Source organism: Nitrospirota bacterium, from assembly GCA_016180645.1.
Lineage (GTDB): Bacteria > JACPQY01 > JACPQY01 > JACPQY01 > JACPQY01 > JACPAV01.
Map to the genome: position 1 here is coordinate 223,143 of JACPAV010000003.1, position 15,843 is coordinate 238,985.

The following is a 15,843-nucleotide window of genomic DNA, read 5'->3' on the forward strand; positions in this document are numbered from 1 at the left end:
GCCGCTCGCGGAATTTCTTGACTTTTTCGCTCCATAACTCGCTGACTGCCAATCTGACGCGTCACCAGTGCCATTCTGTCACCCAGCCCGTCAGGCGCTCTTCAGCTCGGTCTCGTAGATCAACATGGGGGCCACGCCCTTGAGGATGACATCCTCCCCCACAACACATTCCCGAACATTGGCGTGCGATGGGATATCGTACATCACATCCAGCATGACCTTTTCCAGGATGGCGCGCAACCCCCGCGCACCGCTCTTCCGCTTGATGGCTTCCCGCGCGATGGCGGCGATCGCTTCGTCCGTGAAGGACAGCTTGACCCGTTCGTATTCGAACAGCCGACGGTACTGTTTCACGAGCGCGTTTCGAGGCACCTGGAGGATGTCGACAAGCGCTTTCTCGTTGAGTTCATCCAGAGTGGCCACTACGGGCAACCGGCCGACGAATTCAGGAATCAGCCCGAACCTCAACAGATCGTCCGGCTCCACGTGTTGGAGGATTTCGCCGATGTTCATTTCCTTTCGGCTCCGCACCTCCGCGCCGAATCCAAGGCCCTTCTGATTGATCCGCCGCATGATGAGATCTTCCAATCCTACGAAGGCGCCGCCGCAGATGAAGAGCACACCGGTGGTGTCCAACCGGATGAAATCCTGCTGGGGATGTTTTCTGCCGCCGCGGGGAGGCACATTGGAGACCGTTCCTTCCAGAATCTTGAGAAGCGCCTGCTGCACGCCTTCGCCGGATACATCCCGGGTGATGGACGGGTTGTCCCCCTTCCGCGCGATCTTGTCGATTTCATCGATGTAGACGATCCCCTTCTGGGCCTTCTCGATGTCGAAGTCCGCGTTGTGAAGCAGGGCAAAGAGAATGCTCTCCACGTCTTCGCCCACGTATCCCGCTTCCGTCAGCGTCGTCGCGTCGGCGATCGTGAACGGAACGTTGAGCACCTTGGCCAGCGTTTGTGCAAGGAGCGTCTTCCCCGAGCCGGTGGGACCGATGAGCATGATATTGCTCTTCTGAAGATCGACCTCGCCCGGATGTCCGTTCTTGGTGAAAATGCGCTTGTAGTGGTTGTAGACGGCCACGGCGAGCATCTTCTTGGCGCCTTCCTGTCCCACGACGTACTCGTCGAGAACCGCCTTCAGTTCGACCGGCGTCGGCAGATACCCGCGCCCGAAACGGCGGTCTTCCTTTTCGCCCTCCGCGATGATGTCGTTGCACAGCTCGACGCATTCGTCGCAGATGTACACGCTGGGGCCCGCGATGAGCTTGCGAACCTCGTTCTGGCTCTTCCCGCAGAAAGAGCAAACCAAGAGTCCCGACGATCCGGCGCTTTTGGTTGCCATCTTATCTCCTTAGTTTACTCAAATGGCGTTTTTCCACCACTTCATCCACCAGCCCGTACTCCTTCGCCTCGCTCGCCGACATGAAGTAATCCCGGTCGGTATCCGTTTGAATCCGCTCCACCGGTTGTCCCGAGTGCTTCACCAAAATGTCATTCAGTCGTTCTCGAAGGCGCAGGATCTCCTTCGTTTGAATTTCAATGTCCTTGGCAAAGCCTGAAAATCCCCCCAGAGGTTGATGAATCAAGATCCTCGAATTGGGAAGCGCGAATCGTTTGCCTTTCGCACCGGCGCAGAGAAGGATCGCCCCCATGCTCGAAGCCTGGCCGATGCACACGGTGGCCACGCTGGGCTTGATGTATTGCATGGTGTCGTAGATCGCGAGACCGGCGGTCACCGATCCCCCGGGCGTGTTGATGTAGACGAAGACGTCTTTGTCGGGGTCTTCCGATTCGAGGAAAAGAAGCTGGGCGATGACCAGGTTGGAAAGATCGTCGACCACGGCGTTGCCGATAAAGATGATCCTTTCTTTCAAGAGCCTGGAATAGATGTCAAACGCCCGCTCGCCGCGCGGGGTTTGTTCGACAACGATGGGAACAAGCATCTCGGACATCCTGACGGTGCTACGTGGCGACCCGGCCCCGATCTGAATCAGTGGCCGGCAAAGGGGCTAGATCGCATGGACCGAACATCCCGCACCATTCGGTCGAAGGAAATCCGCACCTCGATGCGCAGACTTTGTCAATCTTCCACTCATCGTCCCCGCAGCAAAGCGTAGGGGGCGATGGGTCTGGCGTCGTGCCCTCATTCCGTCTCTCCGATCCGTCCTTGTTTGCCCGTCCACTCCATCTTCCATGAGCGAAAAGGATGCCCTTTCACTCGGCCATTATAGCATGCGCCAGCATGAGTTCAAGGATTTTCTCCTCCATGAGCGCCGCCGCGAGTTCCCTCGCCCGCCGATCGTCCTGATAGTAACGCTTGACCACTTCCAGATTGGATTGGGAAACGGCCGCAAGCCTCTGGAAGTGCGCCTCCACATCCTTCCGTTCCAACCGGAGGGCCTCCTTTTTGCCGATGAATTCCAACAGGAGCATGGCCGCGGCTTCCCGCCGGGCCGCGGTGTCGATTTCGTCCTCGCGCTCCTTCACCATCTGCTCCACCTGGGCCTGCTGGAGCCCGGAGAGGAGCATGTCGCGCGCCACATTCTGCGCAATGCGGGCCCGGTGCATGTCCAGCAGCGAGCGAGGAACGTCGACGGGATTCTTCTCCACCAGTCGAGTCGTCAGGTCCGATTTCATTTTCTGTCGTGCCCGGTCCTTCGCCCGTTCCAAGAGCCGCTCTTGAAGCTTGGCCTTCACGGGCTCCAAGCCCGTCTCGTTCAAATAGGACTGCGCAAATTCGTCGTTCAACTCCGGAAGCACTTTTTCCTTCAGCTCCTTGAGCTTGATGCGAAAATGCACCGATTTCCCGGCCACGGTCTTATCCCAGTGGTCCGCGGCAAAAGGCAGGTCGACCTCCCGCTCGTCGCCGCGATTCATGGTGACCAGTTCTTCCTCGAACCGTTTCTCGAAGAAGCCGGTGCCGACCTCCGCCTGGATGTCCTGCCCGGTGCCCCCTTTGAACGGCTTGCCATCGAGGCGCCCATCGAGGTCGATGACCACGATGTCCCCTGGCTTGGGCTTCCGGTTCTCCTCGATGACCTTCATCGTGTAGTGGGCCTTCCGGAGCCGGTCAAGTTCCTCATTCAGCTCGAAATCGGTCACTTTCGGTTCTTCCTTACGAACTTCAAGCCCTTTGTAGACCACGTCCGCAATCTGAGGTCGAATTTCAACTGAAACGTCAAAGGCGAACGCCTCACCGACCTTCAGGGCCGGTGGATCCGCCTTGGGGGGCGTGAAAGGATCGATCTTGTTCTCTTCCAGGATCGCCTTCGACACTTCGTTGACGAGGGCCCATCGGGCCTCCTCTCGAATGGCGTCCCCATAGTCGCGCTCCAAAAGATCCAAGGGAATTTTTCCCGGCCGGAACCCGGGGATCTTCAGCTCCGTTCGATAGCGCGCAAACTGTTGCTTGATCGCTTCATCCACTTTTCCGGGCGGCACCTGAATTCGGATGGTCTTCTCCGTCGCCGCCGGCGTCTCAATGGTGTATTCAAAGGAATTCATACGCGCTCTCGTTCGCTTTTAATTACCAGAATAGTGGACTGAGTCAATGCCCCTTTCAAGCCCCGCATGGGCGAGAGAGGACTTGAACCTCCACAGGTTTCCCTGCCAGCTCCTAAGGCTGGTGCGTCTGCCATTCCGCCACTCGCCCAGGATCAATCCGGACTGACGCGTGAGATCATCCGAACATCACGGGCGGATGACCCTGTGCCCTCCTTCGCCAAGCCTACGGAGGGCATCCTCCATAGCTCGCATCCTGCGAGCGACGGAGGATGGAGCTGAGCGGATTTGAACCGCTGACCTGCCGCACGCCAAGCGGCCGCTCTCCCAACTGAGCTACAGCCCCGAATTCGTGAAGCGTGAACAGTGAAGAGTGATGTGATATCCCAATCCCCTCAGAAACAGTCCAACAGCTTCTTTCCCATCACTCATCACTCGTCACTCATCACTCTCCACTCTTCACCCTTCACGCTTCACGCTTGTACCATCCTACTTCCGTTCCTTCAAGTTGTGCTTCCGTACCTTGTAGTGGACCGTCTGCCGGGGAACACCGGCCGCTTCGGCGGCCTGGGTGATGTTGCCGCCGGATCGATCGAGGAGCCGCGTAAAATACTCGATTTCAAATCGGTCCTGCGCCTCATGCCAGGGCAGTCCGAAAATCTCCAGGAAGCCGGAAAGCGACATCTTCCCCGTAACCGTTTGGGGAAGAATCGTCTCATCCAGCTCGTCCTTCTCACAAAGGATAACCGCCCGCTCGATCGCATTCTCCAGTTCGCGCACATTCCCCGGCCACGGATGATCCAGGAGGCGTTTCATCGCGCTTTCGGTGAACCGGGTCACGCTCTTGCTCAATTTCTCCGAAAACTGCTTCAGAAAGTGGTGAGCCAGAATCGGAATGTCTTCAGGACGCTCGCGCAGGGGCGGCAGTTTCAGCTCGAAAACATTGAGCCGATAGTAGAGATCCTCGCGAAAGGTTCCCTCTTTGACCGCGGCTTTGAGATCCTGGTTCGTCGCCGCGAGGACCCGCACATCGACCATCACGCTGCTACTGCTGCCCACACGCTGGATCTGCCGTTCTTCCAACACCCGGAGCAGCTTGATTTGGAAGCCCAGCGACGTATTGCCGATCTCGTCCAGGAAGATCGTTCCACCTTGTGCCTCCTCGATCAGCCCCCGCCGGGTGCGCACGGCCCCCGTGAACGCCCCTTTCTCGTGGCCGAAAAGCTCGGAGCTGAGCAATGTCTCCGTAAGGGCCCCGCAATCCACCGCAACGAATTTCCCACTCCCGCGGAGGCTGTTGAAGTGGACAGTCTTGGCCAGCAGTTCCTTGCCCGTCCCGCTTTCCCCCACAATCAAGACGTTGGCTTCCGTAGGCGCGATCTTCGCCACGTTCTTATACAGCTCCTGCATCGGCTTGGATTTTCCCAGGAGGCCGTCGAACTGAAACCTCTGGGATACGCTCTGCCGCAATTGCTCCAGATCACGCCGAAGTCGACCTTGAAGAAGGGCCCTCCTCAGACGCAACCCCACCTCGGAATCGCTCCTGAACGGCCGCGCGATGTAGTCGGCCGCACCCTGGCGCATCGCTTCCACGGCCTTCTCCGTCTCGTCGGGACCCGTTACGATCACCACGCCTCCATCGGTCTCGCGTTCCTGCAACTCCTTCATGACTTCCTGAAAGTCGGCGCCCTGCAATTGTGAATCGGCCAGATACAATTCGTACGGACCGCGATTGCGCATCAACTCATTCCAGTCCACGGCCTCGTCGCTTTCCACTTCTTCGGCTTTTAAGCTGCCGATCAGGAGAGACCGAAGAGTGGGATCGGAAACCGCCACCAACGCCCGGGTACTCATGATTTCATTCTAGCACGGTTGAGGGAGAGCCCGGAATCGAGTCCGATTCGGAGTCACCTTCATGGCTCCTCACTGAGGGACCCCGCCTCGGTGGCCAAGCGGCGATATTCCCGTGCCCTTCTGCGGTTTCCCGTTTTCTCCTCCAATCTCGCCAGCGCATCATAGACACGGCCTTTTCGAGAGCCGGCCACCTCTAGGGCGGCAAGCAGTGCCTCCCGCGCAGAGGTCCAATCGCCCGCATCCGCCCTCAAACGTCCTTTCCACATCAGGTAGTAGCCGGAACGGGGAGACGGCTTCAACATTTGGTCGACCCAGGCCTCGGCCGCCAGGGGCCGGCCGAGATGCGCGTACGCTTGGATCTGGTATCGGGCGACCTGAGATAAACGATCGGGATACAGATTGGTGAATTGAACGACCACGGGAGGGATTTTCCGCCATTCTCTCCTCTCCTGATAGAAACGGAGGAGTTCCTCCGGAAGCGAAGGAGAGGAGGGGTGGTGGCGCAGGGCCTCCAGGAGGTTGGACTCCGCCTCGGCCTGCCGCGAGGAGAATTCAGGCGTCTGCCAATATAGGCGGCCAAGCCACCAGTAGTTGCTGAACTCCTCGGGACCCCATCGGATGGCCCGCCGCGCTTCAACCTCGGCCATGTCCAAATGAAACTTCCGCTCTTCCGGACGGGGAGACAGTCGGGCGGCCTCGGAAGCATATCGGCTGAGCGACTGGCGCGCTTGGGCATTCCAAGGAAAGAAACGGAGCGCCCATTCCTGCAATGCGATGGCGCGCAGGATCCGCCCCCGGTCCGACTGCGAGCGGCCCATCTCGTATGCCCGATCTTCCAGTTGTTGTGAAATGAATTGAACCGAAAGAAGCACCACTGCCGCCAAGTAGCCGACGCAAAGAACCAAGAGCCGTGTGCGGGTCAGCGGCCGTCCTCCCACCCGAAGTCGAATCCCCAGGAGCAGATGTTTCAGGCGGGACCCTTCCTCGCTCGCAACCCGATCTTCGGAATCTTGGGATCGGCCCAAGAATGCGCAGACTGCCACGTTCAAAGCTGAAACGTTGAGGATGGCGGGAACCACCAGGTTGAAATCGACCATGCTTTGCGCGAAGACGGACGCCAGGGCGCCGCCGGCGGAAGCCAGCAGAACACGATCCCCATCATGGCGGAGGCGGCTCCTCAGATGGAAAAGGTATGCATACAGAGCCCCGATCCAGCCCAGGAGAAGGAGCAACCCTGGGACGCCCGTTTCCTCCAAGGCCTGAAGGTAGTCGTTGTGAACAAAAAAATGGTGGAGCGATTTGAAGAGGGTGAGATCCTTCAAGCGTACATGGGTGAGATGGAATGTGGCCAGTCCCGACCCCCAGAACGGGTACTCGCGACAAGCCTTCCATGCGCTTTCCCAGATAAAAAGCCGGGTCACTCCGGAGCCTTGCGCCTCCCAGATCCGCTTCAAATGCTGGGCCAGCGGCAGTCCCGAAAACAGGATGGTGAGTGCTCCGGCGGCAACGGCAGCCAGCCCCGGTTTCCAAATCCGCCGCCAAAAGTGGGGAACTCCGTAGAGCAGGGCGAACACGGCCAGTCCGGCCGCAAGACCTATCCATCCCCCAATGGATCCGGTGTAGATGGAAGCCACGAGGGCCGAGATGAGATAACCGATCCAAAGGATCTTCGTGGCACGAGCGCCGGTCGTCTCTTTTTCTCCCTGCGCGGGGGTCCGACCGCGCAGAAAGAATCCCAACGCGGAGAGAAAGCCCAGATTGACATAGGCCGCGAGGGTATTCGGCGTTATGAAGATGGAATTGACCCTCCCGGTCAACTGCGTGAGCCCCATCGAATACTGGTAGAAACCGAAAACGACAAAGATAGCGGCGGACACTATGACGGTGCCCAGGAATCGGTCAAAGGTCTCCCGTGCCTGCCACAGCATGAAGGGGAGGGTCGCGCCCGCCGCGAAGACGATGAGTTTGGTTCCCTGGTAGACGGTAAGGTAGCGATTGATGCTGTAGGCAAACGTGGCACAGGACCAGGCCGCCCACGCCAGCAGGAGCCAGGAGTGGAGTGGGATCCGAATCCCCCTGGGTTCCCGTTCCGCGGCTATGGCCACCACCGCCATGGCCGCCAAGGTGGCCATCAGGATATTGAGGACCACGCTTTCCAGAAGACTACGCGACCCGAATTCGAACGGAGAAAGAAGCAGAAAGCAGGCGTAAACCCAGGCGCACCTCATCCGAAATCGAGAAGCAGGATCGGTGGTCACCATGGGGCCGGCTCAACCATCCGGGAATCATACGGATGAAGGAGAGGGAGCCGCAAGCGGGATCGAGCGCCCCCGCGGCGCTGATACCGTAGGGGAGGGTCTTCAGACCCTCCCGTCGAGGGGGAGCATCTAAGAGCCTCTAACAGAATGCCGATTCGTAGGGGAGCATCTTCAGATGCTCCCTCTTGTCGGGAGGGTCTGAAGACCCTCCCCTACGCATTCTGTTAGAGGCTAGCGGATGGCGGGAAGGTCGGGGATCTCGTGACGCTTCTCGGCGATGATCGTTTTCCAGCCGTCGTACAGGGTGCTGAGCAGATTGACCACCTGATCGATGTGGCCGGTGGAATTCCTGATATTGGCCTCCGTGAGGTGCCGCGTCATGAAGAAGTAGAGACTTCGAAGGTTCTTGGCGATCTCGCCTCCAGCCTCCTCATTGATGGCCATGTTGAGGGCCGAAATGATGCTGATGGCCTTCGTGAGGTGCTTCCCTTTCTCAGGGATGTTCTTCTGCTCCATTTTCTCCCGGGCCATCTTGAGGTGATTCACGGCGCCCTCGTACATCATCAGGATGAGTTGACCCTGCTGGGCCGTGTTTATGGAAGCTTGCCGGTAGGCCTTGACGGGATCAAATGGCATTCACTCACCTCCTTCGCCGATTATCCAAGCTTACCATCGGTTGGAAAGCTTTCAACTTTACTTGCCGGTTGCGATTCCGGACCGGGAGGCCAGGAAGTCTCCCTGCGATTGGAAATTCGCCAGGGCCGATTCCAGCGCGGTGAATTTTTTCTGCAACCGCTCCTCGATTCCCGCGATGTAGTCCTCCTGGTCCTGCAATCTCTGATTGTAGAAGAAATTAAGGTCGCCCAGTTGATCCATTTCGCTCTGGAGGATGCCCGCCGCGGAGCCCGTCCCGTTGATGAGGTCCTTGAGAATGTCTTCAAGCCTGGAGCCGATGCCCGGCGAAGTGTTTTTCACGGTGGTAAATCCTGCGCCCGAGACCAAGCCCAAGGTCACTTCCGCCGATCCCGAGCTCAAGCTCTTGACGTCTTCATCGTAGAGAATGTTGTCCCCGTAAAGCGCGAGCCGGACGGTGCCATCGGGCTGTTCGACCACTCTCGCATTGAGGATTCCCCGACCGTCCTCGTTGATGATGTCCCGTAGGGAGTTGAGCTGCGTCTGGTTGTCGCCGGCGGTCACCGTTCCGGACACGCTGATCGTAATGCCCTTGATGTTGAAACTCATGTTGACCGTTCCACCGCTGAGCGAAACATTGTTGGCTGTCTTCGTGAAATTGTCGGATGTGAATTTGTAACCGCGGAACAATTCTCCCACGTCGGCGAAGCTGGAGGCCATCCTGCTCTGGAGATCGGCGGTATCAAAGAGGAGCAGGCCGGTCCGGTCGAACTCCAGTCCCATGTCCGGGGCATTGCGATAGTTCTTCGGCTGTCCGATGACATCGAGGCCCAGAGCGCTGATCATGGAATCGCGCATTTGGCGGACGGCCGAGTCCGACTGAAGGATCCCGGCCGTCTGGGTCTCTTCGTCGAAAGTCGTCTGCTTTTTGACAAATGTCTGCACGTTGTTGACCGCGTCCACAAGCGACTGGATGTTGTTCTGGAGCGTGGCGGTGTCGTTGTTCACCGTGAGCGTAACCGTGCCCGAGCCGAACGTGCTGATAAACTCCAAACCCACACCCGGAATGAGGGTCGAGACGGAGTTGGTGTCAAATGAGAACGCCACATTGCCGACGGAGAGCGAAAGGTCGAGGTTGTCCTGAACGACGTTTGATTCCTCACTGTCGATCGTGAGAGCATCGCCGGCATAGCCGGTAGAGACGAGCCCCAGTGCCTTGAAGTCGGTCAACGCCGCGCTCCCCGAATTAAGCGAAAACGAGATGTCTCCGAGGGCTCCACGGCTATCGTCAACGGCATCCCCCCCGCCGAGAGTCGAGCCGGTGTTCTTGGCGACGATCATGAGCCGCGCATTGTCGGTGCCCGAATTGACAACAAAGGCGTTGACGATGTCGCCGGCGTCCTGATTGATGTCCGTCGCCAATTGCGCCAGTTGGTCCTCAGGGTCGATGGTGGAGAAATCCACGGTGGACACCGACCGGGTGACGCCATTGGATTTGATTCCGAACGACAAGGTGTTGTCGCTGATCGCTCCCCCACCCAGCGTGGTCATCGAGGCCAGAATTTCACCTTGGGCCAGCTTTCGAACCTGCGTAATGGGGTACGCTCCTGTGAGCGCGTTGGAGCCAACGGAGGAGATTCGGATCTTGTTCGTGTCGCTGCTGGTGGCCGTCTTGGGGCGGGCGCCGGAAACGGTGTTCAGTTTGGCCGCGGCGGATTTGACGGCGCCGATCAGAGAGTTGAATTCCCGGAGCTTGTCGATCCGCTCGATATTCTTCTGGATCGACCGCTCGATGGGCGCAATGCGTTGATCCCGCTCGATCTGGATGAGCTGGGAAATGATCGAATTGAAATCGATGCCGGAGACGAGTCCGGTAACGGTGATTCTACCGCCCAATGCTTCCCCCAGTCCGGCGGAACTCGGAGATTCGGCCCGCGCCGGAATCGATTCTCTTCAAAACGTGTCCCTCCTTGGACATCATGGTGTCTACCCTGGAGCGCAACGCGCTCCTATCGACATGATCGGCATCCCCCGGAAAAACTTAAGAAGACTTCCTAACTTGGGCGCCTCTCCCGCTCGCTTCCGCGAGCGGGAGAGACAACCCGAAAGGACTGCGGCCTAGCCGAGCAGGGTGAGCACGCTCTGCTGGAGCAGGTTGGCCTGCGCCAGAAAGGCCATGCCGGCCTGCGTCAGGATCGACTTCGACGTGAAGTTCGCCACTTCCGACGCGAAGTCGACGTCGCGGATCTGCGAGAGCGACGCCGTCAGATTGGCATTGGTGTTCTCATCGCTCTTCTGCGCCTGGATGAACGTATCCTGCGCTCCGCCCAGGGCGCCCCGGAAGAATGAGAGCGACTTCACCGCCGCGTCCACAGACGTCAACACGCTCTTGGCCGAGGAGATGGAAGACATCGTGCCAAGTTGCAGCATGCCGGCGTTCGTGGCGGCAGCCCCCGTAACGATTCCGCCGGCCACGCGCAACGAGTTCTCCACGGAGGAGATCCCGTTACCGAAGACGAACGGAACCAGATTGTTCGCCGCCGGACCCAAGGCAAACTTGAGCCCCGACAGGGTCTGGCTCGTTGAAATCGATACGGCCGATCCGGTTCCACCGGTCGAGTTCGTGGTGGCCATGAGCGAGATGCTCCCGTACTTGGTCGTGCTCAAGACGCGCTGGACTTCGCTCTTCAAATTGGTGAACTCGATGTCGAGCCCTTTCCGGCCCGCCGAGTCAACCGTACCGTTCGTCGCCTGCAATGAGAGCGAGCGCATCTTGTTCAGGATATCCACGACTCCCGACGTGGCGGAATCCGCCATCTGGATCAGGTTGATCGCCTCGGCCGCGTTCCGCCCGGACTGGGCGAACCCGACGGCGTCCGCATTCAACCTCTGGGAGATGGCCAGCCCCGGAATGTCATCCGATGGACTGACGATTCTCAATCCCGAAGACAGTTTCTGGATGGAACTCTGAGCCGAAGAGAAATTCCGGTTCAGGTTGAGGGTCGCCAGAATGGCGCCCATGTTGGTGTTGATTCTTGTACCCATGGTATTGCCTCCTTGCCTTTTGCCGACGGGCGATCAAACCCGTCTACTCCTTGTTGCCTTGTGGCCGTCGGAACGCTGTTTCCCTCAGGTTCCGTCGACCCTGTTCCTTTTGTGTTACGGTGTGTTACCTTGAATGCCTACTTTCTGCGAGAGGGGCATCACCCCTGGTCAGATTCAGGACCTCCTTTCCAAATGAACCCCGTTAGAGGCTCTCACGAAGCTTCCGACCCCGTGCTACGCGAAAAAGGTTTGCCTCCCTCCCCGCCCCAAGCCGCAGGGCCTCTAACGGGGTGAAGTGCCTTGTACACCAGAGCTGCCGTTCCCACGATGGTTGCCAGGCATGTGGCCACGGTGGTCAAAAGCATGCCGTCCAGTAGGACATGACTCGCTCCGAGATACGCCGATTCCAAGTCAATAATCATCCTTGATCGACAAGATCGGACCGTCCCGTAGAAACTTTAGTTGTTTCAGCATCTTAGCAAACAGGCTTCGATTACCATGACAAGAATCTCCAACTTGTACGCCGGCTCACATAGGAACGCGACTCAAGTCCGCGACCGGTCCGACGATTCTCGAAGTGGGTGAATATGCCGCGGAGGCCTATCCTATTCTGGGCAATGTGGCCGGATGAAATCTCGGCCCAGTTCGAGCGTTATTTCAAGGTCGTATATTTACAGGAACACCCGAACACCTATGCCGTCGGGCCCAATCATCGATTGGACCAGCGATTCGAGGATCTCGCGCGCACAAGCCCAGACACCCCACGAATCTTCTTTCTTAACAGCTGGACCAAGTGCGACTCCCTGCTCGGCCTCGATCGAATCCACGCGCCAAAGGTGGCTTACCTCCACGACTCGCATTTCGACCTTGAATCCTTCGACTGGGATCTGGCTCAGGGCTTCTCGCACGTACTCTTGGAGAACCAGATCTCGGTCGACTACCATGTGCGCCGCGGCGCCAGAAACGTAGTGACGTGGTGCCCGCTCTATTTCAAGGGCACCCGTGCCGAGGCCCGACAATACCTCCCTTCGACGACTCGCCCGCTCGACGTGGTCTTCGTCGGAAATACCAAGGAACAGATCCACCCGGGGCGCGTGGATTTTCTCCGTGCCTTGGAACGTCGGCTGGGCGATCGAGTTCGATGTTTCTTCGGCCCCGGAAATCTTCGAGAAATCTACCCGCGCGCCAAGATCGTCATCAATGAATCCTGGCGGCCTCAGACGGGATCTACGGACGCGGCCTACGGCGTCAATTTCCGCGTATTCGAAGCGATGGCCTGCGGGGCCTTCCTCCTGACAGACTCCCCGTCCCCTTCCATGTCCGTCCTCTTCAAGGAGGGGGGTCACTTTGCGAGTTTTCGCCATGGGGATGCCGAAGATGCCGCAGACCGGATCCAATACTATTTGTCCGCAGAGGGGGAAAGAGTCCGGATGGCTACGGCCGGCTGGGAGGAAACCTGTCGTCTGCATACCGTCGACGCTCGAGCGGATTCGCTGGTCCCCCTCCTGGAGGAACTGGCCGAGAAAGGCATGGGTGTCCCGGCCATGCCGCAGGGTCACACTCTCCCCCCCATCGCGGACGTCCTGTCCGCCGAAAAGGTCGAGAATACGGCCGGCCTCACGTCCGCCCGCGTCTCCTTCCACCTCGGTCGCGCCCTTCTGCGGTCGCTCCTGGCCTGGAGACAGCAGGGAGCGAGCGAGCGGAATTTCTATTTTGTTGAGCGCCTTGAAGAAGCCCACCGGCTGCTCCGAGATGCCCTCCGCTCCCCCGAATGGGCGGGAGCAGCGACCGCACTCCTCCCCGTGATCCGTTTTGCACTGGGGGATCGACAGGGTGCGATCGCAGAGTGGACGAGCCTCATGGATTCACCTCCTTCGGCGCCCTACTGCGGCATGATTCTGGGAGTGCTCCTCGATCGGGTTGACGCGGTTGGCCGAAACGCCACACTGAAACGCCTTTCCCAGCTAGCCACCACCCGCCTGTCCAACGAGGAGAGCAGGATACTCGCCGAAATCGCCTGTCGTGCCTTCTACGCGGAAGCGGCGTGAATCCGTATTACTTTTCCGATCGCCGTCCCCGAAGCGAAGCGAAGGAGGGCGGCGTGAATCCCCATCACTTTTCCGATCGCCGTCCGTGCAGCGAAGCGGAGGGGACGGCGTGAGCGGGGTGGGACAACCCTCCAATCCACTTACCCGGCCATCCGACTATCCGTTTCTTGAACCCGGCGTCCTCATCGGTGAATTGAGCGAACAGTTCGGCAAAGCAGCCCGCAACCCTTCCCAATGGTCCGTCCTTGTCCACCAGTCCCTGAACGACGCCGAAGAGGCCGGCGGCGCTCGAATTCTTCAGCCGCTTGCCAGGATCTACCTCTTCGCCCTCGTCAGCGTGGCCATGCGGGAGAATCGCGCCCAGGATGTAGACGCCATCCTGCGCCGCTACCTCCTGGCCGCCCCGGATGACTTTCTCCTCCTGTATCTTCATACGACTCTGTGCAATTTCCTGGGCTGCGACTCGTCGGATCGGCAGCGGCTGCTCCATTCCATCGCAGACGCCCCACGGCCGGAAGCCCCCGGCTTCGACATTCGTCCGCCGCGGTGTTCCCCCCCCCGGATTTCCATTGCGATTTCAACATGGAACCGTCTGGAGTCGTTGGGGCAAGCGTTGGATGCCCTTCGCCACAACACGCGCCACCCCTACGAGGTGATCGTCTATGACAATGCCAGTACGGATGGTTCCCCGCGGGCCCTCCGCAATTGGCAGGAAAGCTTCCCCCAACTCGGAGTGATAAGTTCCTCCGGCCCCCGCGCCACATCGGAATCCTATAACCTGGCGCTTCGAGCGGCCAGAGGGGACATCGTCGGCTTTCTGGCGGACGACGTGGAAGTCGCTCCGGACTGGGATATTCAGATTTGCGATACCCTGAGCGGGCGGGCGGAAACGGGCGCCGCGCACTCTCTCGTGCTTGATTCCGCCGGCCGGATCACCTTCAGCGGCACCTACTTCGGACACCTCAGCCGCAAACACGCGTGGATCAACGGCACGGCCAATCCGCATCCGCTGGAAGGAACCCTGCTGGGGCATGCAACCCTCCCATCCGAGCCGTGGAACGCCGATGTAGGAGCGTACCTCTTCATGCGCAGGGACGTGTTCGAGCAAGTCCATGTCTTCGACACGCGCTACTCCCACTACTGGGGAGACTACGACGCCAGCTACCAAATTCGCGGCATGGGATTGGAGATCAAGATATGCCCGCAAAGCCGGATGGTGGACCTCCAAGGCCGCGCTTTGGATTCGCCCCGCGAGGACGCCGCGGACGTAACCGCTCTCGCCGACCTCTTCTACGCTCCCGAACGCGTACTCAGCGAGCTACGGGCCCCAACTTCCGCCATGCTCCGATGCTTCCGTGATCGACTCCTGTTCGAATCCAAGTGGTTCGCCTACCGAAACAAATCACGTCCAACCTAGCCAAAAAAAGCCCCCCACCACAGCGTGGCGGGGGGCCGGGGGACTATCCGCGAAATTGCGGACTAGCCGAGAAGCGTGAGGACTGACTGAGCCAGCAGATTCGCCTGCGCCAGGAAGGCCTGCGAAGCCTGCACCAGGATCGACTTGGACGTAAAGTTCGCCACTTCCGTCGCAAAGTCGACGTCTCTCACCGCTGAGAGTGAGGCCTGGAGATTGGCGTTTGAGTTCTCATCGCTCTTCTGCGCCTGGATGAGCGTATCCTGCATGCCGCCCAGCGCGCCTCGGAAGAACGAGAGCGACTTCACCGCCGCGTCCACGCTCGTCAGCACGCTCTTCGCCGAGGAGATGGACGACATCGTGCCCAGTTGCAACATTCCGGCGTTCGTGGCGGCAGCCGCCGTAACGATTCCGCCGGCCACGCGCAACGAGTTCTCCACGGAAGAGATGCCGTTACCAAACACGAACGGCACCAGGTTGTTGGCCGCCGGACCGAGCGCGAATTTGAGTCCGGGCAGCGTCTGCGCCGCGGAAATGGAGGCGATGGAGCCGGTTCCGCCGGAGGAGTTGGTCGTCGCCATCAGCGTAATCGTGCCGTACTTGGTCGTGCTCAGCACGCGCTGAACCTCGCTCTTCAGAACCCTGAACTCGATATCGAGCCCCTGCCGGCCCGCCGAATCGATGGTGCCGTTCGCCGCCGAAAGCGCGAGCGAACGGACCTTGTTCAGGATATCCACGATGCCGGCGGTAGCGGAATCGGCCATCTGGACCAGGTTGATGCCCTCGGCCGCGTTCCGGCCCGACTGCGCGTATCCCACCGCGTCTGCGTTCAACCGCTGTGAAATGGCCAGGCCGGCAATGTCGTCGGCCGGCCGCACAATGCGCAAACCGGACGACAGCTTCTCAATTGAACTCTGAGCCGAAGAGAAATTCCGGTTCAGGTTCAGGGTCGCCAGTATGGCGCCCATGTTGGTGTTGATCCTTGTGCCCATAGTAGTGTCGCCTCCTTGGAACCGCCCCTCCCAGAGCGGTTCAAATCTGACTTTTATTGAGGGAGAAACCTTCCCTCATTAAGTTTGGACAGTCAG

General features: G+C 59.3%; 11 protein-coding genes and 2 tRNA genes. 2 read left to right on the forward strand and 11 right to left on the reverse strand.

Features of this window, described 5'->3' with window-relative positions; translation table 11 throughout:
* Positions 1 to 90: 90 nt before the first annotated feature.
* The 10 genes from clpX to HYT87_02530 form a co-directional block, all read right to left on the reverse strand.
* Entirely contained in the window at positions 91 to 1,344 is a 1,254-nt protein-coding gene (gene clpX / locus HYT87_02485; GenBank protein MBI2058617.1) for an ATP-dependent Clp protease ATP-binding subunit ClpX, read from the reverse strand.
* A gap of 1 nt (position 1,345) precedes the next feature.
* Positions 1,346 to 1,945: an ATP-dependent Clp endopeptidase proteolytic subunit ClpP gene (gene clpP, locus HYT87_02490; protein MBI2058618.1), complete on the reverse strand. Its 600-nt coding sequence runs from the start codon at positions 1,943 to 1,945 to the stop codon at positions 1,346 to 1,348.
* 271 nt (positions 1,946 to 2,216) lie between these two features.
* Positions 2,217 to 3,506: a trigger factor gene (tig, locus tag HYT87_02495; GenBank protein ID MBI2058619.1), complete on the reverse strand. Its 1,290-nt coding sequence runs from the start codon at positions 3,504 to 3,506 to the stop codon at positions 2,217 to 2,219.
* Positions 3,507 to 3,573: 67 nt separating this feature from the next.
* Positions 3,574 to 3,654, reverse strand: a tRNA-Leu gene (locus HYT87_02500).
* 122 nt (positions 3,655 to 3,776) lie between these two features.
* Positions 3,777 to 3,849: transfer RNA gene (locus HYT87_02505), tRNA-Ala, on the reverse strand.
* 143 nt (positions 3,850 to 3,992) lie between these two features.
* The gene (locus HYT87_02510; protein MBI2058620.1) at positions 3,993 to 5,357 is read right to left on the reverse strand and encodes a sigma-54-dependent Fis family transcriptional regulator; all 1,365 of its coding nucleotides are present in this window, start codon (positions 5,355 to 5,357) and stop codon (positions 3,993 to 3,995) included.
* A 59-nt stretch (positions 5,358 to 5,416) separates the two neighbouring features.
* Positions 5,417 to 7,585 carry an O-antigen ligase family protein gene (locus HYT87_02515; GenBank protein ID MBI2058621.1) on the reverse strand — a complete coding sequence of 723 codons (2,169 nt, stop codon included), beginning with the start codon at positions 7,583 to 7,585 and terminating at the stop codon, positions 5,417 to 5,419.
* A gap of 261 nt (positions 7,586 to 7,846) precedes the next feature.
* Entirely contained in the window at positions 7,847 to 8,251 is a 405-nt protein-coding gene (fliS, locus tag HYT87_02520; GenBank protein MBI2058622.1) for a flagellar export chaperone FliS, read from the reverse strand.
* Between the two features lie 57 nt (positions 8,252 to 8,308).
* Positions 8,309 to 10,144 (reverse strand): flagellar filament capping protein FliD, encoded by a 1,836-nt coding sequence (fliD, locus tag HYT87_02525; GenBank protein MBI2058623.1) that lies wholly within the window; start codon positions 10,142 to 10,144, stop codon positions 8,309 to 8,311.
* Positions 10,145 to 10,366: 222 nt separating this feature from the next.
* Entirely contained in the window at positions 10,367 to 11,293 is a 927-nt protein-coding gene (locus HYT87_02530) for a hypothetical protein (protein ID MBI2058624.1), read from the reverse strand.
* 587 nt (positions 11,294 to 11,880) lie between these two features.
* On the opposite strand from HYT87_02530, the gene HYT87_02535 reads away from it, so the two are divergent.
* On the forward strand, positions 11,881 to 13,341 hold the full coding sequence (locus HYT87_02535) for a glycosyltransferase (protein MBI2058625.1): 1,461 nt from the start codon (positions 11,881 to 11,883) through the stop codon (positions 13,339 to 13,341).
* Between the two features lie 85 nt (positions 13,342 to 13,426).
* Complete coding sequence (locus HYT87_02540) at positions 13,427 to 14,758, forward strand: glycosyltransferase (GenBank protein MBI2058626.1); 1,332 nt, start codon at positions 13,427 to 13,429, stop codon at positions 14,756 to 14,758.
* 62 nt (positions 14,759 to 14,820) lie between these two features.
* Here HYT87_02540 and HYT87_02545 read toward each other — a convergent pair whose 3' ends face one another.
* Positions 14,821 to 15,747 (reverse strand): hypothetical protein, encoded by a 927-nt coding sequence (locus tag HYT87_02545; GenBank protein ID MBI2058627.1) that lies wholly within the window; start codon positions 15,745 to 15,747, stop codon positions 14,821 to 14,823.
* Positions 15,748 to 15,843 lie beyond the last annotated feature (96 nt).